Origin of the sequence: Raoultibacter massiliensis (genome assembly GCF_900199545.1) — a bacterium.
Taxonomy (GTDB): domain Bacteria; phylum Actinomycetota; class Coriobacteriia; order Coriobacteriales; family Eggerthellaceae; genus Raoultibacter; species Raoultibacter massiliensis.
Window position 1 is genome coordinate 2,017,728 of sequence record NZ_LT962671.1, and the last position, 24,015, is coordinate 2,041,742.

Below are 24,015 nucleotides of genomic sequence, written 5' to 3' on the forward strand. Positions count from 1 at the left end.
ACGTGCATTTGGAAGCGGCAACCCCGCCCCAAACGCAAAGACCCGAGCTTTCCGCGCGAGACCCGCTCCTGGAATATAGGCGAGGCCTCGAAACGCAGCCGGCCCCGACAGATTGGGGCCGGCTGGAAAGCATCTCGCCGCCTGAACCGAAGCAAGTCTGCAAGGCACTGCTCTATGCCCCGAAACCCGACAGGGGCCATATCTTTCGATGCAGGCCTCACTCTCACCCCGGTCTGACGCGAACCCATAAGGTCCGGTTCAGCGCACAGCATCGCACTGCACCGGACCCGTCGAAAACTCTCTTACGCAATGGGCTCGTCGAAGGTTCCCATCATCTGCTTGACGGCAAGAATGGCGCCCGTCGCCGCACGGGAGAGCGAGAACCCGCCGAACCCGACCACCGGGTAGTCGTATCCGAAGAACGAACCCTGCACGTTGCCGGCGGCGTACAGGCCCTCGATGGGCTCGCCTGCCTCGTTGAGAACTTGGCAGTGCTCCTCGCATGCAAGGCCGCCGCACACGGCAAGCTTCGCGGGCATGCGCTCGATGGCGTAGAACGGTGCGTCCTTGATGCCGTTGAACACGAAGAACTTGCTATCCATGCCGAAATCTTCGTCGTAGCCCTTGTCGACAAGCTCGTTGTAGCGATCAATGGTTGCTTTGAGCTTGGTTGCGTCGAGCCCCGCCTGCTTGGCAAGATCGTCGATCGTATCGGCCTTGAGAATCTGACCCGCTTCGACGCCCGCTTCGAGCGCCTTCGCATCGCCGGGGCGCCCGCCGTTGGTGTACTCGGTCGCATGCTCGAGCAGATGCGAATCGATGATCTGGAACGCGCGGTGCTCGGGCTGCATGGCGACCGCCGTGGCGAGGTGCTGGTAGCCGACGTTCTCGTTGGTGAACCGCTCGGCGTTGATGTTCACGTGCAACCACGGCACGGCCGAGAACGGCGCCGCTCCCTGCGGCAGCGGGCTCGGGTCGAAGTGCATCATGAGGCCGACCGAGGGAAGATCCATCTTCGCGCCTGCCCACATCCCCATCTTATGGCCGTCGCCCGTATTGCAGGGAACCGCGTGCAGTGTGGGTATATCGAGCATGATGGGACAATACGCCTCAAGCATCTCATCGTCATCGGATATGTCTCCCGTGCAGAGCACCACGCCTTTCGCGGCGTTCACCTGCACGTATCCGCCGCCCTTCTGCTCGCCGATTGCGCCCGTGACCGCGCCCGCATCGTCGACGACCAGCTGAACCGCCGGCGTGTTGTAGAGGAACCGCACGCCGTTTTCCTCGGCCTTTTCGCCCATGGCCTTGTACAGATCGGCAAACGCCTTGTAGCGCGTGGAGTTGTCGTTGTCGTAGAGCCAGCGGTACGCCACATAGCCGTCGACGATGGCGGGAGATGGCTTAGGCTCGGGAATGTTTTCGATGATGAGCTTGGAGCACTCGCCCGTGCGCTCGAGAACGTTGCGCACGAGGGTGAGGTTCGCCTTGCCGTTGGCAAGATCGGCGAACGCCTGCATGGTCGCGGGTATGTTCCATTCGATGCCCTGCTCGGTACCCCATTCGTTGTTCCACGTGCCGAAGCCCTGCCCGTTGGTCTGAACGACCGCCTCCTTCTGCATGACGACGGCATCGATCCCCTCGAGGCCCGCATACATCGCCGCCGGAACGCCCGCAGCGCCGGCGCCGATGATAAGCACATCGCACTCGATGGTCTCGGCGATATCGGTGATGGGATCGGGCTTCACAGACCAACTCCAGCGACCCTGCTCGGCGCCCCCGGCACCCGCGCCCGCCGTATCGGCTTTCGCCGATTGATCGGCCCCGCCGCTTGCGCAACCAACCAGTCCCGCGCCCGCCACAACCGTGCCCGTCGCGAGTGCTCCCTTGAGGAAGTTCCTTCTTGAAATCGGTTCCTTCATGATTCCCTCCTTTGTATCGATGTGTTGGACGGCCCCTGGATCCCGTGTTCGAGCCGTTGGTTTTCCGGCTCGTATCGCTTGAGCGTCCGAACCGTTGACCCCATCGTAGGACCGAGGGGAAACCCGCGCATCGTCCGACACCGTCTCACCCGAGGGGATTTCAAAATCAGCTTCTCCCCCCTGCGGGCAAATGTGGGGGGATTTCTCCTTATCTGCCCTATGGAGTACCTTATCTGTTCTATAATCTCTTGAGTTGATTTACGCGATACAGGGAGGTTCGCGTGATCCGGGAGGCTGGCAGAAAGAAACTGCTCGATGCGCTGTGGGACAAGATTCCCCCGACCCCGTTCTGTTTTTTGGGCATGGGGATATTCCGCGTTTGGACGGGAACCGTCAACGACAGCGCTGCGTTTCCCCTCGTCGACTTCAGCACGTACGGCTACTTCGACATCGTCACAGCCGTGTTCCTGCTCTGCCTTGCAGGACTTTCCCGCTGGATCGTCCCCCTCTGCAAGAAGCCGTTCATCTTCCCGCTGACCGGGCTGCTTATGATAGCGTGCGCATGTATGAGATTCTACACGGCGCTCCACCCCGAGCTCGCAGCCACGCTCACGACCCCCGCCCTGTTTCTCGGCGCGCTCGGCGTCGGACTCATCTTGATGCTCTGGTCCGAATTCTACGGGTGCATCAACCCGCTGCGCGTTGCCCTGTACTACTCGGCGGGAATCATCGTAAGCGTCTTTATCCTATGGGTGTTCAAGGGATTCGCCTTCTACTGGCTGTGGGCGGGCACCTGCATCATCCCCGCCCTTTCCCTCGTATGCCTTTGGCGATCGTACAAAACGCTTCCCGAAGACGAATACCCGCACGCAAGCTGGGGGAAGTTTTCGCTTCCCTGGAAACCGATCCTCGTCGTTTGCCTGTACTCGTTCGCATTCGGCTTGCACGAAAGCGTGTTCCACGGCTATCTGAGCTACAGCTCGGGCGAGGGGGATCTCTTCGCGGCGCTGTTCGTGTATCTGGGGATCATGCTACGGCGCGAGACGTTCGACTTCTCCCTCATCTGGAAACTTGCGATGCCGCTCATGCTGCTCTCACTCGTGCCGTTCGGGCTGCTCCTTCCAGGCGGGTCATGGCTTACCGATGTCTGCGCAGTTGCAAGCTACACCCTCTACACCATTCTCATCGTGGTGATACTGAGCAACCTTTCGTACCGCTACGGCGTTTGCGCGCTGTGGATATTCGGCATAGAGAGGGCCGTCAGGCTGATCGCCGTGCAAGCTGGGATAAGCGCGAGCCGGTTCATCTGGGTGGCCGACATGCCCCAAAGCGCGGCGTTCGTGCCCACAACCGTCATCATCGCCGTCATCATCGTCATCGTGACCCGGTTCTTCTTTTCCGAAAAACAGCTCTCGTCACCCTGGGGCGTCCTGCTCAAGCAACCGCTCGACAAGAATCGCGATGCGTACCTCGAAAAAAACCGTATCGGCATGAAATGCCGAGAACTCGCGAAACAGTACGATCTGACGATGCGCGAAGAAGAGATCCTTCTGCTTCTGTGCATGGGAAAGAAGCCGGCCGCCATCGAAGAGGAACTCTACGTTGCCAAAAGCACGGTGAAGACCCATATCAAGCACATCTACCAGAAGATGGGCCTTCACTCGCGCGACGAGCTCTTCGAGCTCGTGGGGATCAACCCTAATTGCTCCGGAACCACCCCAGGTATTCAGCCCTGATCGGCAGGCCGAGTTGCTCGGCCATCGCGCGCAGATCGTCGTCGGATACCGCGAAATCGATCTGATCGCCTCCGTTTGCAGCGCGGGCGGAAAGATAGATGCCCGCGGCTTTTTCAAGGATATGCATAAGGCCGAACGCCGCGTCGAAATCAGGGCCCGTCGTGAAGGTGCCGTGCTGAGACCAGACGACTGCCGGATGCGTTTCCATCGCAGCGCTCGTGGCAACGGCGATCTCCTGGCTGCCCGGCACCATCCACGGCACCGCGCCGATGCCGTTCGGAACCATGATGGCGCACTCGGTCATGCTCTTCCAAAGCGTCACCGACAAGCCGCGGCTATCGAGCTGATCGAGCAGCGTCAGCGCAATGAGGTTCGGGGTGTGCGCATGGTATACGACGCGGTTCTCTCCCGCCGTCACCGCTTTGCGCACGGCATGGATCATGAAGTGGCTGGAGAATTCGCTGGTCGGTCGGCCGCCGGGGATGCCCCACACGAGACGCCACGCATCGCCCATCTGATTGATCTCGATGATGCCGATGTTCTCGGACGGATCGAGCGGTATGCTGCGAAAATGGCGTCCCGCTCCGGTTACCAGGAAGAATTCGCCGCGCAGGCTATCAGCCTGGATTCCCATGGCGACCCATTCGCCCGGCGTCTCGTTGAAAAACGAGCGGCAAGCCGAAACGTCCTCGGGCCGCATGCGATAGCTAAGGTTGCCGCCGTTGCTCTCGTGCCAGCCCTGAAGCCAGCCGTCATGACAAAGGCGCACGAAAGCCTTGACGAACGAGCGCTGCTCGATGGAGGTCTCGGATACAACGGTGCGGGCTTTGGATATTCCCTTGTCGAAAAGGCGTGCGGCATCGTCGAAAAAGCTTTGGGCTCCCGACGGCTGGGAACTCTGGGGGTTTTGGGGGTTCTGGGAGGTTTGGTTTTCCATGCGGTCTCCTCGGTCTCGAGTGCCGAACCCGCTGGCTTCCGCGGGTCGTTTCACCCATGGTACCGCACAAACCGCACCGAAAGCCTACTCCTCGGTGCACCTCGACAAAAACGCCTTGGTACGCTCGTGCTTCGGATCGTTCACCAGGCTTCTCGCATCGCCCTCTTCCACGATCACGCCGCCTTCCATGAAAATGATGCGGTCGGCCACGTCGCGCGCGAAGTTCATCTCGTGCGTGACGATCACCATCGTCATATGCTCGGCCGCCAAGTCGCGGATAACCTTCAGCACTTCCTGCGTGAGCTCAGGATCGAGCGCGCTTGTGGGCTCGTCGAAAAACAGCACGTCGGGATTGAGCGCAAGCGCCCGGGCAATGGCAACGCGCTGCTGCTGGCCCCCCGAAAGCTCGCAGGGCACCATGTCCTCCTTGCCTGTAAGGCCCATTTTGGAAAGCAGCGTGCGCGCATGCGCCTCAACTTCTTCCTTCGGGCGCTTCTGCACGTGGATGGGCGCATCGGTTATGTTCTTCATGACGGTGTAGTGCGGGAACAGGTTGAAATTCTGAAACACGAGACCGAAACGGGTCTTCGCCTCTTTCTGGACGGCTTTGCCCGCGTACGCGGTCCGACCCGCCGCATCGTTTTCCGCAACGGTCAGATCTCCGTAGGACAACGTCCCCCCGTCAAGGGTTTCAAGAAGCGTCATACAGCGCAAAAGCGTTGACTTCCCGCCGCCCGAAGGCCCGATGACCGCGACGACTTCGCCTTTGCGCACGGCAAGCGATATATCTTTGAGCACGGCCGTTTCGCCGAAGCTCTTGCGGGCGCCCTCGATCGATACGACGGTTGCATCCTGCATCATAGCGGTTCTCCTCGCGTTCCTCGAAACCTAATCGTGATAGTAGTTGAGCTTCTTCTCGATGCGGGTAAGGATCATCTCCACAATGAAGTTGAGTACCCAATAGATCACGCCGGCGATCAGATACGGAATCATGCTCACCTGCGATGCCGCAAGCGCCTTCGCCTGCGAGAACATCTCCATGACGCCGAGCACGAATGCAAGCGACGTATCTTTGACGAGCGTGATGATTTCGTTTCCCATCGCAGGGAGAATGCGCTTGATAACCTGGGGAAGAACGATCTTCATGAACGTCTGGGTTTTCGAATAGCCGAGCACCGAAGCCGCCTCGTACTGGCCGCGCGGTATCGACTGGATGCCGCTGCGGTAGATTTCGGCAAAGTACGCCGCATAGTTGATGATGAAGCCGATCGAGCAGGCGATGTACTTCCAATCCTGCCCCATTTGAAGTCCGAACAGGTAGTACGGGCCGAACATAAGAGCCATGAGCTGCAGCATAAGCGGCGTACCGCGCATGATGGAGATGTAAATGCGAGTGATCCACGCGATCGGCTTGATCTTGCTCATGCGCCCGAACGCGATGATCACGCCGAGGGGCAGCGATCCGATGAGCGTCGTGAAGAATATCTGAGCCGTAAACAACAGGCCCGACAGCAGTATCTCCATCATCGTTCCAAATTCCACCGCTCAGCCTTTCTAGACGTAGCTACGGGCGAAGGCTATCGCCTTCGCCCGCTTTCGCACCTATCATCAGCGGTTCCGCATCGAAGCGATGCTTGCCGCCGCACCCGCATGCCCATCGGTTCGAGCCGCACGCAAAGCGCACCTGCCCGAGCCGACGAAGCCGGGCATTTCCTACTTCAGAACCCAGTTGTCGTAGGATACACCATACTCGGCGTACTTGTCGCACAATTCCTTGATCGTGCCATCCTCGTACATGGCCTTCAAAGTATCGCTGATCGTCTTGGCGAGTTCGTCGTCGCCCTTCTTGAAACCGACTGCGTAGTGCTCGGTCGACAGGGGGTCAAGCTGCACGTACACATCGGGCTTCGCCGCCATCTGATACGCGGCGATGGACAGGTCGCAAGCCACCGCATCGACCATGCCCGACTCGAGCTGCATGAACGCGTTGTTGTAGTCGCCGATGGTCTGGAGCTCCTTGAGCGAACCCTTGAGCGCGACCATGTCGGCGTTCTCCTCGTCGCTCAGCACGTCGAGCGCCGCAGAGTCGACCTGCGTGATGACGGTCTTGCCCGCAAGGTCGTCAAGCGAGGCGATGCCGCTGTCGGCCTTCACGACGACAACCTGCTCGTTGAGCATATAGGGCTCGGAGAACAGGTAGTCGTCCTCGCGGTTCTCCATGGTGAAGCCGTTCCAGATGCAGTTGATGCCGCCGCTGTTGAGAAGCGCATCCTTCGCATCCCAGTCGATGGGCTCAAGCTTGAGCTCCCAGCCGTTGCGCTCGCAGACTTCCTTCGCCATATCGAGGTCGATGCCGGTAAAGTTGCCGTCGTCGCCAACAAAGCCGTAGGGCGGATAGCCCTGGTCGAAACCGACCGTCAGCGTGAAGGCATCGGATCCAGCCGCGTCGCCGCCTTCGCTTCCCTGCGATGCGCCGTCGCCGCCTGAAGAGCAGCCCGCCAGCAGAACCATCGACAGGCACAGCACGCATGCTGCGCTCAGGATAGCCAAAAGTTTCTTCTTCATGTCTTGCATCCTCCGTGTTTTTCTCTCGCATCCATTTGGGACGGCGACCCGCTTTCGGCTTAGGCCGATTCGTTCGGCCCCGCACAGATGCTGCACCCTTTCCTTTTCTTGCGCTTGCCCGTTCGAATTTTTTGGAAATCGCTCATGCAAGCACTTTAGCACTCTACTTCTTTACTGTGCTAAAGTAGTTGAAGTATAGCACAGGCAAGCGCAAATGATGAGAAGTCAACGCATCGGTTCCGCGGCGTGCGTCGGTAGTCGGCGGGCGTGCGGCGCATCGGTTCCGCGGCGTGCGGCGGTAGTCGGCGGGCGTGCGACGCATCGGTTCCGCGGCGTGAGGCGCATCGGCTGCATCTCGCTGCACACTTTTCCGCGAAATGTTGCGCTTGTTCGACGGAGTCGTTCTTTCGGTGGAAGCGAGTGTCTGCCCAACTGGGAAAACACCTCTTCCCAATCATTCGCGCAAGCGGCAAAGCGCTTCCATAGCGTCAAAACGCAACATTTCGCGGAAAAGTGTGCATTATAAGAGATTACCTATTCCGATCGCACTTCGCGAGCCCAGAGCCGCGAATGCTGCGGCAGGAGCAAGGTGAACCCAGGCGCGGCTTAACGCGCCCCCGCATCAACGAGCTCGGCAAGCTCTTTGCGGCTGTGTATTCCCAGCTTCACGTATATGTGCTGGATATGCGCCTTGAGCGTTCCGCTTGCAATGAAGAGCTCCCGCTCGATTGCGGCATTGGTTTTCCCCTGGGCAAGCAGTCGCACGATCTCATCCTCGCGCGGGCTCAACCGATACTGCTTGGTAACTTCGCTGCACCGCTCCGATATGCGCTCGCTGCGCAGGCTTTCCTCCGAAAGATCGCCTGTCTCGAGCATGCGAATGCCCCACTTGGATGCGAGCTCTTTTTCGGAAAGCAAGATGAGCGTCCCAGCAAGCACAAGCATCACAACAACAACCATGATCACTATATCCTGCGTCTGATCCGACAACGGCGTCGCGGCAAGCAGGCTTGCGCAATCGTTGCCCCAAACGCTGAACAGCGTCACCGCCTTTGTAAAGCCCGAAAGCGCAATGATAGCAATGCCGAGCCGTTTCGAGAGATCGTAAAGCAGCAAAGCTATCAGCAACGACATGAGCGTATAGCTCATCGAGATGAGATAGCTCGAAGCGGCTGTGCCCAGCAGGCCTTCTGCCGGAATCAGCAGCAAACCGCATACCATGAGCAGCATCGGAGATCGATAGAGCGCGCTCACGCTGAAACGACCCGAGAACAGATAGACCACCACGAAAAACGCCCCCATGATAATAGCCGTCGAAAGAGACGAATGCATGCCTGCGCCCGCCGCCAGCTGATGCTCCCGCAAACCGTAGACAAAAGAATAGATGGCGAAGAGGGCTACCGGCTTCCAGGGAAACGCGAATTTCGGATATGCGCCCTTTGGGCGATCGGCTTCGGGCGTACTTTTATAGGCGAACGACGCGCACCCGAGTGCGATGATCGGCAGTGCGACAACCACGATGCCGAGCCTCGCTTCATCAAGACCTTCGCATAGGTACACGAGAGGAACGGCTATAAATCGAGAGGCTGCCGTATACAAGGCGATGCGAATCAAGCTGAGCGGAACGAGGGCCTCTGTCACCATAAGCAAAATGAGGCAGAACCCCAAAGAACCCGAAACGGCAGCAACGACGGAGAGCGCAGAGGCCTGCAAGGGAAGGCTCGGTGCCGCCAAAACGCACGCTGACGATACCAGCATCGCAGCAAGCGTAAGGGGTTTGGTCCAGCGCTGTTCCTGCAAAGGCGCTATGCGCCGAGCAAGCAGGCCGACAGATATCCCAACAATTGCATAGCCGTAGTCGAAAACGGTATGGGGATCGAAAGGCACGGGCGCCGAGTACAAAGGAGCGGCAAACGTCAGCGTCATCCAGACGCGCGCGCAACCGAGCGCGAACAAGTAGGGGATCATCTGCTCGAGATGATCGACGCGATGGGAGTCCCCGTGTTTCGAAAGCAAAGCCATGCGCACATTATAGCGGCTCCGCAGCCTCGATCGATAACAACCGTTGCTGCGAAGCCGTTAGGCGATGCTCGAACGAAAAGGACGGCGCGCCGATCCGCTGGAGCCTACAGGCTCGCCACGTGACGACCGGTCACGTAACCCGACGTGATCGCGCGTCCGACCGAAAGCCCTTCGACATCCATCGGATAATCGACGCCTCCGTAGAACTGCCCGGAAGCATTGCCGACCGCGAACAAGCCCTCGATAGGCTGGCGTTCGGCATCGAGGCATTGCTGGTTCTCATCGACGATAAGGCCTCCAAGAACGGCCGGGACGCTGTTTGCACCACGGGGAACCGCATAGAACGGGCCTTCCTCGATGGGCACGAGGTACTTCGCACGCTTGCCGAACTCGGTATCGGCTCCCAAAGCGCAAACCTCGTTGTAATGCTCGATCGATGCAACGATAGTCGCCTCATCGATGGGATCGATACCCCACTCTTCCTTTTCCATGTACGCATTGATGTTGGCGGCAAGCTCTTCAAGCGTGTTTCCGGAAACGAACTTGCTCTCGTCGGGCACTGTCATATTGCCCACGCCGAGCTGCACTTCGGACGGATCTTCCTCAGCCCACTTCTGCGCGGTTTCGAACCAATTGGCAGGCATGACGGTGAAAAACTTTGCGGCCATCGAATTCTGATAGTCGTATTCCGCGAGGTAGTCGCGCATAAGGTTATTGAGATAGGCGAAGCTCAAAACCTCGTTCATGAACCGCTCGCCATGGATATCGAGGTTGAGGAACGGCACCTGCAAGCGCGTGAGCGCACCGCCGCCGTGCACCATCTTGCTATGGTTGATAGGCGTCATCTGGGCACCCGCCCACATGCCTGCGCACATGCCCATGCCGTCGCGGAATGTCGACATCGTTTTGAATCCGCGCAAATCGGGGCAGTAGTAGTTGCGCATCTCCTCGTTGCCCGAGCAGTCGCCCGACGCAAGGATAACGCCCTTCGAAGCCTTGAACAGCGTGTATCCTCCTTCGGTTTCGCAAACGGCACCCGCAACGCGGTCGCCTTCCTTGTAGAACTGCACCGCAGGCGAGTTGTAGAAGAATTCGGCGCCATCCGAAGCGAGCTTCTCGGCGATGGCAAGCGCGGCGTCGTTATGAGCCCCCTCGAGATGGTTGTAAGTGTTCGCATGCAGGTAGAAGGTGTATCCGTTGTATTCCTTCGACGAATCGAACGGCTTGGATTCCGCTCCTCCCCGAGCCGCCGTGTCGGCCCACCACGTGATCGCTTCGTAGGAGTTTTTCGCCCATGCCTCGAGCAGCTTGCGATTGCTGCGATAAGCGTTTTTCTCAAGCAAGTACGCAACGCACGCCTCGACTCCCGCTTCGTCCGTTTTCGTCGTATCGACCGACGCGCCCATGTTTCCAGTGGTTTGAGCGGTGCCGATGTTCTGCACGCAAGCGACCTTCGCCCCCGCCTCAAGCGCGGTATGAACGGCGGCCAAGCCCGACTCTCCTGCACCGATGACCACAACATCGAACTCTTTCGTTTCGGAGAACTCGGTGATGGGATCGGGTTGCCTCAGAAATTCAGGGGTCTGGTCGTTGGCGGAAGACTGGTTCGAGGCCTCCGCAGAGGTTGCCTGCGGCGCGCATCCCGCAAGCGCGCTGCCTCCGATTGCCCCAACTGCGGCAATGCTCCCCAGTTTGAATAGATCGCGACGAGTTACTTCCATGCTGCTTCCCTTCCTCACGTATAGGTACACTACGCCGGCAAGCTCCGATAGCGCTCATCGCCCCGCAAGGTCGGCGGGCATCGGCTCGACGGCAGCAAAGATGATCGCCGCTGCCCCGAAAAGGCGCATCGGGCATGAGGGAATTCTTGGGTTAAATGCATAACCCAAGCTATAACCCGATCGTTTGATCAGGCGTTGGGCGTCGGCCGACGAACGGCGGCGTGCCTAGCAGGTGCCGATTTCGGCGAACGCTTTAGCGGGATCCCCGGAACAGCGCGTCGAAATCCTCGCGAGAATGGACGCCGAACTTATCGTATATACGGCTCGTATGGGCGCGAACCGCGCCTTTGGATATGAACAGCTCTTCCCCGATGTCCTTAGTCGTCTTCCCCTCGACCATAAGCTGGAAAACCGTAGTCTCCCGCTGCGAGAGCCCCGCAGAGGCAGCGGCTTCCTCGAGATTCCTCCGCTTCGCCTCCTCGCCGGAAAAGCCAAGCGGATGATGCTCCCGCCGATTGCTTATCCGCGGCAGATACACCAGCGTCCCAACGAATATGGCCGCCATGATGACAACAAGGGTGACGATCTCGTAATTCCAAAACGACGGATTCAATCTCGTCAGGCATACGGCCGTATCGTTCACCGTAAGGGAAAGGATCCGAACGCAACCCCCGATGAACATTGCAGACGTTTTCTTGCTGTACGCAAAAGAGCATACCTCGGAAAACGCAAGCAGCCGAAAGCTTGCCATCGCAGCGCTGAGCAGCATCTGGGAAACCGACGGAGCAGCGCCGAGAAACTCGATGCTGATCAAACCCGCCGTCATGAGAGGGAGGGCAATCGCATACAGAACCCCCCTGTCGAAACGATCCCCCAGCTTAACCGAGAGCGCGAGAACGAGCAAAGCGGGAACGATTTTACCCAACCCCGTTTCGATGGCAGCGTGGGCAAGATGAGTCGAGCTCACGCCCATGCCGTATGCAAAAGCGAACACCGGCACCCAGAGAAACAGCCCCCTGAAGCCGGCAAGGTCACGCGCGCTCGGCACCTTGCACTCCGCCAACCCCGTTGCAGCAGACTTCCCAACGCAGAAACGCACCTGCGCGAAAGACGAACCCGCCAAAACCAGAGCGAGCACGCTACCCGCAATCGGGCCCATTCCGGTTATCGCCGGCAAAAGCAAAGCACGCGCGATATACGAGACGGCAAGCACCTGCACCACCCTTATGGGAGCAAGCAGCCCGCAGACGTCAACCCATTGGCAAAACAGCATACCCGACCCGATACCGAGCCCAACGAAGCTGGCAACGACAATCTGCTCCCCGATCGGAATGCCCAGCAGCGACAGCAAAGGAATCGCTCCGCAGACTGCCAAAACGACACTTGGCAGCAAACGCAGGGTGCTTTTCGTCCTGCTGCGATCGAGCGCATAGCAAAGCGCCATGTACAAAAGCACGCCGATTATCTTTCCGCAATCGACGATGAGGTAGAAATCCCCCGAGACAAACGGCTCGGGCATTGCCGCAACGCCGAAAAACCCGCTCAGCCAAACGGGCCACTCATGGACGCATCGGTAGATGCCGACGCCGATGCCCGCATACAAAACAACGGCGCCCTCTTTGGCGAAAGAAGCCAGCATTCCCCTCGGCATGTTTATTTCGACCATCCTCCCGCAGGTGCGATGCGCACCGGTGCGATCGCACCTGAAGTTTAGCATCTTATCCATTTTAAGCCGTTTAAACAACCAATCGAAATCATTTTAAGCGCCATTAAGCGCTTGCGCCCCGATCGCATTTCGTAAGGTTGTCGTCGTCTCGCAAGGAGGCGGCTGCCGGCATGACGCCGCGCAACCCGAGACGCGGAAACACACAGAACCAACGAGATCGGAGAAACCATGACCGAGAAGAACCTTGTACGGGGAATGACACGCCGCACGTTTATCGGCGGAGCAAGCATCTTCGCCGCAAGCGCATTGACAATGGGCCTGTCGGGCTGCGCGCCGAGCGGCGGCGACTCGCAAACGGCAACCCAGTCCTATACCGCGGGAACCTACACCGCAAGCTTTGACGGCAAAAACAGCGCCGTCGAAGTCTCCGTAACCTTCTCGGAAGACGCCATCACCGACATCGCCATCGGAGAACACTACGAAACCGTCGGAGTGTCGGATTTGGCTTTGACCAAAGTTCCGCAAGCCATCATCGACGAGCAGAGCCTTGCGGTCGACACGGTCAGCGGCGCCACCCTATCGAGCATGGCGATCATCAACGCCGTTCAAGATTGCGTCGAACAGGCGGGTGGCAACGCGTCGGCGCTCAAATCATCGAAGAAAGACAAGCCTGAACCCCAGAGCATCGAGAAGACGGCGGATGTCATCGTCGTGGGCGGCGGCGGAGCAGGCACGATGGCGGCAATCAGCGCAGCGAAGCAAGGCGCATCGGTCATCATCCTCGAAAAAGCCGATTACCTTGGCGGAAACACGCGAGTCAGCGGCGGCATCTTCAACTCCGCCGACCCCGAGGCTCAAGGAAGCATCGAGATGACCGACACGCTCAGAGAAACCGTTGCAGCCGCCCTTGACGAAGATCCCGCAAACGAGGTCCACGCCCAGCTGCAGGCAGATGTCAAAGCTCAGTACGACGAATATCTCGCCTCGGGAAGCACCAGCCTGTTCGATACGCCCGAATGGCACGCGCTGCAGACCTACAACGGAGGCGACAAAATCGGAAACATCTCCCTGATCAGAACTCTCACGGGCAACGCACTCGACTCCATCCACGAGCTGGAAAGTATGGGAGTCGAGTACAAACCCGAGGTCGACCAAGCCGGCGGCGCGCTCTGGCAGCGCACCCACCGCCCAACGGGAGTGCTTGGTTCGAGCTATTTCAATGCCTACGAAAAGCAGATAGACGCCCTTGGCGATCTTGTCGAAATCGCACATCGTGCCGAAGCAAAAAGCCTGATCATGGATAGATCGAAGGTAGTTGGAGTAACCGCGTCGGACCGCGATGGCAACGAGTACACCTTCAATGCGGGAAAAGCCGTCATCCTCGCCACGGGCGGATTCGCCGCCAACGTCGAGCTGCGACAGGAGTATTGCGAAGGCGAGAAATGGCCCGATCTCGGCTCTTCGCTCAAGTCGACCAATATGCCCGGGGTAACGGGCGACGGCATCTTCATGGCGCGAGACGCCGGTGCCAACCTCGTCGATATGGACCAGATCCAATTGCTGCATTCCGCCTGCATGCGCAACGGCGATGCAGACTGGGCGCTTAAGTACTCGGTGGGTACAAGCATCTTCGTAAACCAGGAGGGCGAACGCTTCATCAACGAGGATGCCCGTCGCGACGAGCTCTGCCTCGCTATCTTCGAGCAAACGAACAAGATGATGTACATCGTGCAGAGCGGAGACACCTACCCCGATCCCGACGAGATGATCATGAACGGAGGCGTCCCCTTGGCTAAATGCGTTTCCACAGGCGACGCGTTCGTCGCCGACACGCTCGACGAGCTGGCGAAGATGATCGATATGCCGGCAGACACCCTTCAGAAAACCGTCGATGCCTATAACGCAGCCGTAGAATCCGGCGAGGACGAGTTCGGAAGGAAACTTTTGAGCACCAAGCTCGAAAAGGGCCCCTGGTATGCGCTCAACCGTGCGCCTTCCGCCCACCACACCATGGGCGGCATACAGATCGATACCGAATGCCACGTCATCGACAGCAAGGGAAATCCGATCGAAGGCCTATACGGAGCAGGCGAAGTCACAGGCGGAATCCACGGCGGCAACCGCTTGGGCGGAAACGCCGTTGCCGACACCGTAGTATTCGGACGCATAGCCGGCTACAACGCCGCAATGGAAGCTTAACGTACCCAAGCAAGAAAAAGCGACCCGGGCATGCAACGATGCCTGGGTCGCTCCGCCCCTGCCTGCGCCTTGCTCGGTCGCTTGCGCTGTGCGTTTGCATCGGTGCAAGCAAACGCACAGCGAAGCCCGTTACACGGCTACTTGCCCAAATCGCCCGCGGCTTTCGCCTTCACGCGGTTCGTGTGGCCGGGATAGTACGCAAGCGGAACATCCTCGATGTCGATGATCTCGACGGTTCCGCGAACGGCCCCCGCAGCAACGGCCTCCTCGATTGCCGCGGCGCGCGCGGCTGCAAGCGCCTCCTCACGCGGCACCTCGTCGTAGTCGACGAGCGCCTCGTAAGTTCCGCTCACCTTCGAAATCGCGGAGCCGATGGCGTTCGCGCATCCCGAGTGCTCGGGCTTGACGACCTTCGACGTACCCGTCAGATCGGTCGGCAGGATGATCGAGCCGCCGCCGACCAGAACGACGTCGATATCGTCGTTCGAAACCTTCATGACGTCGATGCCCTCTTCCACCAGCTCGCGTATCGCAGCCATCGCCTTTTCAGCAAGCTCGTCGGAAATGCCCGCGACAAGCGAGGCGTCCCCCACTTCGGCCATGCCGAGCCGCACGGCAATATCGGTTGCACACATCGTATCGCCCCCGAACACAAGAGCGCGCTCCGTGATGGCATAGCCCACCGAATCGGGTCCGACCGTCACGGTGCCGTCTTCGCGCTCGCGTACGATCGAACCGCCGCCAAGGCCGATCGACACGACATCGGGCATACGGAAATTCGTGCGCACGCCACCGATCGTCACCGCTACGCCGCTCTCGCGCGGAAACCCATGTGCAAGCACGCCAAGATCGGTGGTCGTCCCGCCCACGTCGATGATGATAGCGTCATCCATATGAGAAAGATAGCTTGCTCCCCGAATGGAGTTCGTCGGTCCGCAGGCGATGGTGAATATGGGATAGCGACGCGCGTACTCCATGGTCATAAGCGTACCGTCGTTTTGCGAAAGATACACATCGGCGTTGGTCACGCCCTTGTCGGCAAGGCTTTCCGCAAAACCCTCGGTGAACCGTCTGGCAACATCGTAGAGCGCTGCGTTCAGAATAGTCGCATTCTCGCGCTCGATCAGGCCCATCGAGCCGATTTCGCTTGAAATAGAAACATGCACGCCATCGCCCAGAACCTCGGTTGCAATGCGTGCGGCCGAAAGCTCGTCATCGTTGCGCACGGTCGAGAACACGCACGAAATAGCCACGGCTTCCACCCTGCCCTTGACGCCCTCGAAAAACGCACGGCATGCCGCCTCGTCGAATTCGGCCAAGCGCTTGCCATCGTATTCGAAGCCGCCCTCGATGATGGTCTCGGCAACGCTGACCGCGCGAATGTCATCGGCCCAATCGACCATCGGGGGAATGCCCACCGTAGCCGGGGCGCCGATGCGCAGCACCGCGATAGGGGCCAAGCCCTTCCGCTCGACGATCGCGTTCGTGCATTGCGTCGTGCCGAGCATGGCCTGGCTGATCTGAGAACGGTCGATACCGCTCGCTTCGAGCACGGCGTCCATGGCGCCCATGATGCCCTGCGTGATGTCGACGGAGGTGGGATGCTTCACGGCCGCGACGATGGAGAGGTCTTCGTCGATCAGGACAGCGTCGGTATTCGTGCCGCCGACATCGATGCCGAGTTTATACATTGCCGGCCTCCTTCCCCGAAACAGCTGCATCGACGGCGAATCTGCCGCCCTTGCAGCGTTCTTCGATCGGAATGTAATCGGTGTCGATGCCGAAGTAGCGCGGACCCACCAGATCAAGCCCCTCTTGGGTTCTCCACAGATGGAAGCATTCGAGGCCGACGACCAGCACGCGCTTGCCGTATTTGAGCGCGTCTGTCGGCACGGGTCTGAACGTTTCGGTATCTACCAGGCAAATGAGATCGGGCGTCGTGGCAAGTATCTCGCCATCGACCACCGCGCACAGATTCTCGTTCTGGAATTCGACGTGCGCTTCGCCGCCCTTGTATTCCCCGATGCCGTCGAGCACGACCTTGCCGAAATTGAACGAACCGCGCACCTCGCGCAGCACGTCGGATATCTTCCCCTTGAACAGGCGATGTCCGCCAACGAAATCGAGGAAGTACTCTTCGGGGGTCTTGTCGCCCGCGTTGTCTTTCGCAAGCCTGATGGCGCGGCCGATCTCTTCGGAGCGCGTTACGATTCCATGCACGCCGTACTTGCGCAGCGTTTCGGCATCCATGCAGAACAGCGAGATCGTGATCGTACCGCCGCACTCGGTGGTCACCGAGCGTGCGATGTTTTCGGTCCACTTGTTCGTAATGGTGGACAGAATGCCCGAATTGCCCTTCTCGTCGATCCACGCCATCGGCGTCGCCGACGCACCGCCGATGGTAAAGGTGACCATCTGCAGCTCGGGAAACGCACGCCCCATGCCGTCGACGTCGACCATCGGAATGCCGAGGCGCGCCGCGGCCGCAATCGGCAACATGGAATTCACGCCGCCAGCTTCTATCGGCATCGTCGCGTAGATTTCCTTGCCGTAGAACCGCGAGATCATATCGAAAAGCTGCGCGAATTCGTTTGCGCCCACGCCCTTCTCCGCAAGGATGGACGGAGCGCCCATGGAAGCCGCCGGCATGATGAAGGCGCCGTCGGGAACCTCGTCGATGCCGATCATTTTCACCGGCCCGCATTCCTTCACCGCCCCGATCGCGGTGAGCTTCCCGATATAGGGATCGCCTCCCCCGCCCGCACCGAGCAGCGCCGCACCGAGGGCGATGTCTTCGATTTCCTGTATGCCCAGCTCTCTCATATGCAATCCTTTCAGGAATAACGTCCCGAACAATCGGGAACCGTCCACCTTCTGCGTGCGAACCGCCCAAACGCCATTCGCGAAGCCCCGAGCAACTCGGCTTCTTGCACCGGTTTTCCGCGCAACCGAACCGTCTTGCGGCAATCGGGCTCTATCTTACCTCTACCAGACGCCGAACGACTACGAACATGGCAATCGACACGAGTATCCCGTTCACGGGTCCGATGAAAAACGGCACGTCGAGAAACGCAAGCGCGGGAATCATGCCGAACGTGCCGCCTGTAACGAGCGCCGCCAGCGTACCGGCCGCAAAAGCTGCGATGCCGCAAGCCCGAAAGCCCGGCCGAATGCAAAAGCGGCTCTTGTCGCCGCGATTGACGATCCAGTAATCGGCGATCATCGCACCCGCAAGGGCGGGCGCGCAAGCCGAAAGAACGTTGAGAAAAACCGTGAGGTGATCGAGGATGCCCGCGGCTGCGAACGCGATGCCGATAAGCCCCGCAACCGCCGTGGTTGATTTGCGGTTATCGGTTTCGCGGCCGAGCATGACCGAAAAACCGAGCCCCGCCGAATACACGTTACTCGCGTTGACCGTCCAGGTGGAAAGCACGAGCGCGACAAGCCCTACGGCGGGCAGCCCGAACGACGCCATGATGACGGCGATGTTCGCCTCCCCCGTGGAAATCGACATGACCGCGCCCATCATGAGAACCACGATGCCCGCAGGAAGAAGCCCTGCAAGGCACGTGAGCACGGCGGTTTTGCGATCTCGCGCATACCTGATGAAATCGCCCGCCGTCGTGCCCAGCATGGCGATGAGCCCGATGGCGAAATTCACACCCGCAACAAGGCCGATGGCGGCATCGGGCGCAGGAACGTACGAAAGCAGATACCCGATCCCCTGCCCCGAAGACACCGAAGCAACCGTGCCGTACAGGCAGATGATCGCAAGCAGCGGGGCGGCAACGTAGCCGAGGTAGCGCAGGCCGTTGAATCCGTAAACCGCCGTCACCACCATGACGGCGCCCCAGAAAACCGTCGAAACCCAGACGGGCACGTCGATACCTGCCAGATCGTTCATCATAAGCGAGAAGGAAGCGCCGCACACGGCCGCCTGGATGCCGAACCAGCCAAGGCACGCGACGCCCACGATGATCGCAACGAGGTAGCGCGCGCCCGCCTTGCCGAGTGCGGCGCCCGCAAATGCCGCCGTAGGAAGCCCCGTATCGGCAGCCTCCACGACCACCAGACACATGTAGCACATCACGAAACCGAAGCCGAATACGATGGCGAGCAGGCTATCGGCAAGGGAAAGCCCCGCCCCGAGCGTCGCCCCCACAAGCAAAGCCGAAGCGCTGAACATGTTGCCGATGGGCACGGGCGCGATCGAGAAAAAACCCTTCCGCTCCGAATCCTTTACCTGCAATTGCAGCATGGAGCCGTCAAGGCCCTGCTTGGCTTCCATCGATCCTCCTTCTTTAGGCTTTTGTCCGCACATGCGACGCAAGCCGACCGATCAACACGCGTGCGGAACCGTCGCAATCGGCAATTCCACCTTGATTCCAGCGCAAGGGCAACAACCGACACCGCCCCGTCCTAGCGCCGCTTGAGGTTCGAGATGATACCCGCCTTCTTCGGCGGTTCAGGCAGTTCGATCATGCGCGGCTCGAAGTCGAACAGCTCCTCGGTCGAAACCACGTCGGAAACCGTAATGCACGATTTGAGACAGATATCCTCGCACATGCGGCACTGCACGCAATCAGCCGCCGAGAACTCGAGGTAGCGCGTTTTTCCATCCTCGGCCTCGAACTCGCTCTTCTTGAGCGCTCCGGTCGGGCAGAACGTCGTGCACATGAAGCACGACGAGCATTTTTTGTCGTCTATCTCGACATTGCCCCAGAGCCGCGTTTCGATCTCGGGAACGATCGGCATACCGATAGAATCCATCGAATCGAGCACGCGCATGCGCCGCACGGCGTTGAACTGCGGAAGCGATCCCTTATCTGACATCTTGAGCCGATCGCGCAGCGAGGGCGCCTTCTTCTCGAGCTCTTTCTTGAGCGCCGTGACCGCGGCTTTTTCGGCCGCATCCTTCGCCACATCCTTCGCCTGCGTGAAAAACCCCCTCCGCGATACGCCGAACAACCCCGTCGTCTCCTCGACGAGAAGCTCTTCGGGGTATTCCGACATGCGCTCCACGCGAAGCTCGATGCCCTCGGCCTCGAGCAGCCCGTTGACAGAAGCGACCGTCGCGTCGATGCCGGGATTGCATGCGCGGTATTTGCAGGTTTTGCAAGTGCCATCCACAAGCACGAGGCGCGAAACCCCGCACGAGGCAAGCTTCATGAGCACGCTCTCCTCCATGCGCGCCAAACAGGGCACCTCGGCAAACCGATCGGGATCGGCCTTGCGCTTGGACGCGGCGCGAGCACACGAAAACACCGCCATGCCATCGGCAAGCACGCAGGCTTGCGTGATCGCCGTAGCCAGGTCCTCGTCAAGCGGCCTCATCGGAATGAGCGCTTCGGTCGGACAGACCACCGTGCAGGCTCCGCATGAAACGCAGGCGCGCGCATGGTAGGTCAGGCGGTTATTGCCGACTTCGAGCGCCCCCGCCTGGCATGCCTCGACGCACTTGCGGCACTTCGCGTTGCGGTTGCGCACCACAACGCACCGCTCTTCAGCCGCGAACACCGCCTTGCTTTCAAGCGATTCGGCTATTTCTACGATATCGTTCAGATTGGGCATGCAGACTCTATTCCTTTTCCGAGAGCGTCGCCTCAACGGCGGCAAGCTCTTCGGGCGTGTTGACGTTCACGAAGCAGCCTCCCATAGGCTCGACTTCCAAAACCTTCGACTGCGGAAGCTCCTGCACGTTCACGTCGTCGAAGAAAGATTGAGCACGACGGTCGCCGCGCGAGAGGGCTTTGCGCACGGCGGGCAAACATCCCATGCGGTTGTACATGGCATGGAACGGCTCGTAGCCGTGCTTGTTCGCAGGAACCACCACGTCGGCTCCGGTGCGCTTCATCTCCAGCGCTTCGGCAACGACAAGCGCGGCAGAAGCGAACACCATATCGCAAGCCACGATGGCAACATAGGGGTTGCGCGCTGCCTGCAAAGCCGTGTAGAGGCCGGGCAGCGCACCGCGATAGTCGGCTGCATCGCATACGAGCTGAATGCGCAGATCGGGAAACTCGCTATGGAGAAACACCAGATTGTCGGGCTCGTTCGTAGTGATGATCAGATCGTCGGCTACGGGTCCCAGCCGCTCGACCAAACGGCAGATCAGCGGACGACCCAAAAACGGGACCGTCGCCTTGCTGCGGCCCATGCGGCGGCTTTCGCCACCAGCCTGGATGACAACGGTCAGTCGGGGCCGAACATAGGTCATCTCGATGAATTCGGCCAAACCCGCAACATCGTCGAGGGCGAAGGCGGGAATGCCATAGATTTTCGCAGCCTCCGCGGCATCGGGGATATCGGTTACGATGGCCTCCGTACCGGCCATCGGCAGCTTGTTGGATATGTCATCGTAGTCCGGCGCCTGGGTCGGAAAATGCTCCGTAACGGGGTTGTCGCCCTCGCCGTGCATGGGAATCTCGTCGCCGTCGTGCTCGTCGACCGGCACCATACCGCGCGTCATCTGCGTGAAATCGGTGCCGAGCGGCCAGCCGAGACGTGCGCCCTCGGCGAACACCTGGGCTACGCGCGCATCGGCATCGTTGCCCGAGCGCATGATCTCGATGGTGGGAAGGCCGCTTTTGCGGTACCCCTCGACAATGACGATATCGTGACCGGGCATGGTGCGCAGGATCTCGTCGCACTCCACCTCGCCTTCGACGGTCTTGATGCGCGCCATTTGGCCGGGAGCCGCGATGACCGTCTCGGAAGCACCGGCAGCTCGATGGCGATAGGAATCCTTGCCCGGATAATCGATGTCGAAGCCGACGTGGCTGTGGTGCTTCACGCTGCCCACGTCATGCCCGCGCGCGACGAGCTCGGCGATAACCCGCTCGATGAGCGTGGTCTTTCCGGAATTGTGCCGCCCTACGATCGATACGGCGGGACTCGGTACCTCTACAGCCATGGCCATGCCTTCCTCTTCGTTCAGGGAGAGTATACCATTGCGAGCCCGGCAGAGAACCCTTTTGCAAGAGCGGCGCAGCGTGTTTTCGAACACAGCGTGCCGCTCAGTCTCGAAACCGCTTTCTCAGATAGGACGCGCCTGCCACGAGGGCGATCAGCACGCCGGCGCCGAGCGCGAACGCCAGAGCCGGAAACTCGTCTTCGACACCGGTTACCGGAGGGTTTCGATACTCGTTTGCAAACGTGAACGCATGCCGTATCGGGAAGGAACCGTCAGCAGGAACCCCCGCGATCTTCCCGCTCCAGATTGAGCCCTCCTCTGCCGGCCTGCTGTCAAGCCGGTGGGAGATGGTGTAGTTGCTTGAAAGCGAGGACACGTCCTCCTCTATCGTAACCGTCGAATCGTCGTAAAACGTGAACACGCCCGATGACTGCCCGCCGTCGAGCGTGTAGGTTTGCGAGCTGATAAGCGCAGGCGGTTGCCCCTCGGCCGTCCACACTTCGTGCGACGACACCGTGACGGTATACTTCTTCGTCTTGTCGACGAAGTCGCCGGCCACCTGGCTGGTAACGACGATCTCCTTCTGCCACAAGGCGCTGTACACCCGCTCGGGGTAGGTATCGGACTTGAAATCCCAACTGTACAGCTCGATGCCGTCGCCGGGCTCAAGCGCCGTGAACCATCCCGCCCCCGCCACCGGCGCATACACTTCGGCGTTCGCCCAGAGCGCGAACTTCGAGCCTTCTTTCTCGAAGGTGAACTTCGGGTTCGGGTTGTCGAGCATCGTGTATACCTTCGCACCAGACTCGTTCAGATACGAAAAGGGTATTTCGGTATGGACCGAGTAGGCGTCGGACGTGTTCGTTGCGCCGTTCGGCTTGTAGGTCACCTTGTAGCTGAAGTAGCTGATGTCGTAGTTGTTGAGCGGCGACATCCTGCCATCGAAATCGCCGCCGGAAACCGATATCGCCCCCGCAATCGTGCAGGGGTAGACGCCCCGATCATCGATGACGGCGTCGGCGGGAACGCGGTAGAAGCGCGCCGTGTTGCCCGAGAACGATACCGTTGCATCCGTTGAAAGACCACTGTAGTTGGTAGTGAAGACAGCTCCGCCGTAGTACGTGGCGGCGTTGTTCGAAAGCGTCGCGTTCGCGATGCTGGCACTCGCCGTCGGCTGCAGGTAGATCGCACCGCCCATGCCCGCATCGCCGTTATCGGAGTTGCCGTTGATGCCGGCAGAGCAACCGGCGATAGAGGCTCCACCCGACATCTTCAAGCCGGCAAAGCCGCCGAGGTAGATGCCCCCGCCGTTTCCGCCCCATCCGCCGTATCCGGAATGGCTGTTGGAAATCGAGCCTGAGAGTTCGATTTTCGCATCGCCCGCAAAGATGCCCCCGCCATGAGGCGCCTTGCCGCCGTCGATTCGAGAGCCGGAAGCCACGACAACGGTACTGCCGCTCCAGTCGGCGAATATCCCCCGCCGTAGTTTGCCGCGCTGGTATCGAGGACGGAGCTTCCCGGAGAGCTGTCTAACGTGACCTTGCCGTTCTGCACCCCAATGCCGCCGCCGTTTCCACCGGAGGTGCAGTTGGCTACAGTGCTGGCAAGAGAGCCGCCCAAACGCGTCGTGCCGCCGAAAGCCCAGATGCCTCCGCCGTTCTGCGCGGCCGTAGCGTAGCTGATGGTGGCACCGATCAGGTTCAGCGCGGTGTTCTGCGCCCAGATGCCTCCGCCAGCCGAAGCCTTGCTGGCACTGTTGGTGATCGTCGAATTAGTCAAGGTAACGGTTGATCCGTCCGCACGGATGGACCCGCCTTCGGCATTGCTGGCGCAATTTTTAACCGTGACGTTCGTCAAGCTGAGCGTTGCGCCGTCAGCGGTGTAAATGCCCCCCGCGTTGCCCTTTGCCCCCGTGCCGTCTAAGACGAGATTGGCAATGGTCAGGCTTCCCGCTTCGTTGACGCCGAAGTGGCGGCCAACGCTTGAATCGGAGGGCGTGGCGTTGAAGGGACTTGCGTTGCTCAAGGACAGGGTAACGCCGGGCGCGCTGGTGATGCTGACGGTCCGCCCCGAAATCCACAAGGTGTTTTCGAGTACGATGTTTTTGGTCACGGTAATGTCTACGGTGGTGGCGGAGTAGATGGCGTTCACCAGTTCTTGGTAGGTTCCCACCGATACGGCGGCAAGCGGTATGATATCGCCCTGGGGAACCGCCTCGGGTTCTTCAGGCGTCTCAGGCGTCTCGGGCACCTCAGGCACCTCAGACATCTCAGGGTCGATTTCGGGGTCGGCGCCTTCCGACTCATCACCAACGGGAGCCGCCGTTTCGCCCTC

The 24,015-nt window shown here is 59.9% G+C and carries 16 protein-coding genes; 2 read left to right on the forward strand and 14 right to left on the reverse strand.

The features are described from left to right. Nucleotides 1–302: 302 nt before the first annotated feature. Nucleotides 303–1,922, reverse strand: a complete 1,620-nt coding sequence (locus tag C1719_RS12910) for an FAD-binding protein (RefSeq protein ID WP_102375482.1) — start codon at nt 1,920–1,922, stop codon at nt 303–305. Between the two features lie 281 nt (nt 1,923–2,203). Here C1719_RS12910 and C1719_RS12915 point away from each other — a divergent pair, with 281 nt between their 5' ends. Beyond that, nucleotides 2,204–3,658, forward strand: coding sequence for a helix-turn-helix transcriptional regulator (locus C1719_RS12915; RefSeq protein WP_102375483.1), 1,455 nt, complete (start codon nt 2,204–2,206; stop codon nt 3,656–3,658). Here the strand turns inward: C1719_RS12915 and rhaD are convergent. The 7 genes from rhaD to C1719_RS12950 form a co-directional block, all read right to left on the reverse strand. After that, the gene (gene rhaD / locus C1719_RS12920; protein ID WP_102375484.1) at nt 3,621–4,595 is read right to left on the reverse strand and encodes a rhamnulose-1-phosphate aldolase; all 975 of its coding nucleotides are present in this window, start codon (nt 4,593–4,595) and stop codon (nt 3,621–3,623) included. The two genes, C1719_RS12915 and rhaD, sit on opposite strands and share 38 nt — an antisense overlap. 84 nt (nt 4,596–4,679) lie before the next feature. Further along, nucleotides 4,680–5,453: an amino acid ABC transporter ATP-binding protein gene (locus tag C1719_RS12925; RefSeq protein ID WP_219717914.1), complete on the reverse strand. Its 774-nt coding sequence runs from the start codon at nt 5,451–5,453 to the stop codon at nt 4,680–4,682. A 30-nt stretch (nt 5,454–5,483) separates the two neighbouring features. Beyond that, nucleotides 5,484–6,137, reverse strand: coding sequence for an amino acid ABC transporter permease (locus C1719_RS12930; RefSeq protein ID WP_102375486.1), 654 nt, complete (start codon nt 6,135–6,137; stop codon nt 5,484–5,486). Nucleotides 6,138–6,308: 171 nt separating this feature from the next. After that, complete coding sequence (locus C1719_RS12935) at nt 6,309–7,160, reverse strand: transporter substrate-binding domain-containing protein (RefSeq protein WP_102376078.1); 852 nt, start codon at nt 7,158–7,160, stop codon at nt 6,309–6,311. Between the two features lie 606 nt (nt 7,161–7,766). Further along, nucleotides 7,767–9,182: a response regulator transcription factor gene (locus tag C1719_RS12940; protein ID WP_102375487.1), complete on the reverse strand. Its 1,416-nt coding sequence runs from the start codon at nt 9,180–9,182 to the stop codon at nt 7,767–7,769. Between the two features lie 104 nt (nt 9,183–9,286). Continuing rightward, entirely contained in the window at nt 9,287–10,903 is a 1,617-nt protein-coding gene (locus C1719_RS12945) for an FAD-dependent oxidoreductase (RefSeq protein ID WP_102375488.1), read from the reverse strand. Nucleotides 10,904–11,156: 253 nt separating this feature from the next. Next, nucleotides 11,157–12,629 (reverse strand): response regulator transcription factor, encoded by a 1,473-nt coding sequence (locus C1719_RS12950; RefSeq protein ID WP_102375489.1) that lies wholly within the window; start codon nt 12,627–12,629, stop codon nt 11,157–11,159. A gap of 168 nt (nt 12,630–12,797) precedes the next feature. Here C1719_RS12950 and C1719_RS12955 point away from each other — a divergent pair, with 168 nt between their 5' ends. Beyond that, nucleotides 12,798–14,768: a flavocytochrome c gene (locus tag C1719_RS12955; protein ID WP_102375490.1), complete on the forward strand. Its 1,971-nt coding sequence runs from the start codon at nt 12,798–12,800 to the stop codon at nt 14,766–14,768. 137 nt (nt 14,769–14,905) lie between these two features. On the opposite strand, the gene C1719_RS12960 is transcribed toward C1719_RS12955, so the two are convergent. The 6 genes from C1719_RS12960 to C1719_RS12985 all read right to left on the reverse strand — a co-directional run bounded on the left by C1719_RS12960 (nt 14,906) and on the right by C1719_RS12985 (nt 23,122). Beyond that, the gene (locus C1719_RS12960) at nt 14,906–16,459 is read right to left on the reverse strand and encodes a hydantoinase/oxoprolinase N-terminal domain-containing protein (RefSeq protein WP_102375491.1); all 1,554 of its coding nucleotides are present in this window, start codon (nt 16,457–16,459) and stop codon (nt 14,906–14,908) included. Beyond that, complete coding sequence (locus tag C1719_RS12965; protein ID WP_102375492.1) at nt 16,452–17,591, reverse strand: S-methyl thiohydantoin desulfurase family protein; 1,140 nt, start codon at nt 17,589–17,591, stop codon at nt 16,452–16,454. Before C1719_RS12965 ends, C1719_RS12960 begins: the two co-directional genes overlap by 8 nt. Nucleotides 17,592–17,742: 151 nt before the next feature. Further along, nucleotides 17,743–19,056, reverse strand: coding sequence for a cytosine permease (locus C1719_RS12970; RefSeq protein WP_102375493.1), 1,314 nt, complete (start codon nt 19,054–19,056; stop codon nt 17,743–17,745). A gap of 131 nt (nt 19,057–19,187) precedes the next feature. After that, nucleotides 19,188–20,339 (reverse strand): 4Fe-4S binding protein, encoded by a 1,152-nt coding sequence (locus C1719_RS12975; RefSeq protein WP_102375494.1) that lies wholly within the window; start codon nt 20,337–20,339, stop codon nt 19,188–19,190. Nucleotides 20,340–20,346: 7 nt separating this feature from the next. After that, nucleotides 20,347–21,681, reverse strand: a complete 1,335-nt coding sequence (gene mobB, locus C1719_RS12980) for a molybdopterin-guanine dinucleotide biosynthesis protein B (RefSeq protein WP_245874521.1) — start codon at nt 21,679–21,681, stop codon at nt 20,347–20,349. A 103-nt stretch (nt 21,682–21,784) separates the two neighbouring features. After that, on the reverse strand, nt 21,785–23,122 hold the full coding sequence (locus tag C1719_RS12985; protein WP_180963602.1) for a hypothetical protein: 1,338 nt from the start codon (nt 23,120–23,122) through the stop codon (nt 21,785–21,787). Nucleotides 23,123–24,015: the final 893 nt, after the last annotated feature.

What these genes read in the sequence shown, in the direction of transcription:
- C1719_RS12910 (WP_102375482.1), bottom strand. Translation starts at nt 1,922, where the DNA reads ATGAAGGAACCGATTTCAAGAAGGAACTTCCTCAAGGGAGCACTCGCG.
- rhaD (WP_102375484.1), bottom strand. Translation starts at nt 4,595, where the DNA reads ATGGAAAACCAAACCTCCCAGAACCCCCAAAACCCCCAGAGTTCCCAG.
- C1719_RS12925 (WP_219717914.1), bottom strand. Translation starts at nt 5,453, where the DNA reads ATGCAGGATGCAACCGTCGTATCGATCGAGGGCGCCCGCAAGAGCTTC.
- C1719_RS12935 (WP_102376078.1), bottom strand. Translation starts at nt 7,160, where the DNA reads ATGAAGAAGAAACTTTTGGCTATCCTGAGCGCAGCATGCGTGCTGTGC.
- C1719_RS12940 (WP_102375487.1), bottom strand. Translation starts at nt 9,182, where the DNA reads ATGGCTTTGCTTTCGAAACACGGGGACTCCCATCGCGTCGATCATCTC.
- C1719_RS12945 (WP_102375488.1), bottom strand. Translation starts at nt 10,903, where the DNA reads ATGGAAGTAACTCGTCGCGATCTATTCAAACTGGGGAGCATTGCCGCA.
- C1719_RS12950 (WP_102375489.1), bottom strand. Translation starts at nt 12,629, where the DNA reads ATGGATAAGATGCTAAACTTCAGGTGCGATCGCACCGGTGCGCATCGC.
- C1719_RS12955 (WP_102375490.1), top strand. Translation starts at nt 12,798, where the DNA reads ATGACCGAGAAGAACCTTGTACGGGGAATGACACGCCGCACGTTTATC.
- C1719_RS12960 (WP_102375491.1), bottom strand. Translation starts at nt 16,459, where the DNA reads ATGTATAAACTCGGCATCGATGTCGGCGGCACGAATACCGACGCTGTC.
- C1719_RS12965 (WP_102375492.1), bottom strand. Translation starts at nt 17,591, where the DNA reads ATGAGAGAGCTGGGCATACAGGAAATCGAAGACATCGCCCTCGGTGCG.
- C1719_RS12970 (WP_102375493.1), bottom strand. Translation starts at nt 19,056, where the DNA reads ATGGAAGCCAAGCAGGGCCTTGACGGCTCCATGCTGCAATTGCAGGTA.
- C1719_RS12975 (WP_102375494.1), bottom strand. Translation starts at nt 20,339, where the DNA reads ATGCCCAATCTGAACGATATCGTAGAAATAGCCGAATCGCTTGAAAGC.
- mobB (WP_245874521.1), bottom strand. Translation starts at nt 21,681, where the DNA reads ATGGCTGTAGAGGTACCGAGTCCCGCCGTATCGATCGTAGGGCGGCAC.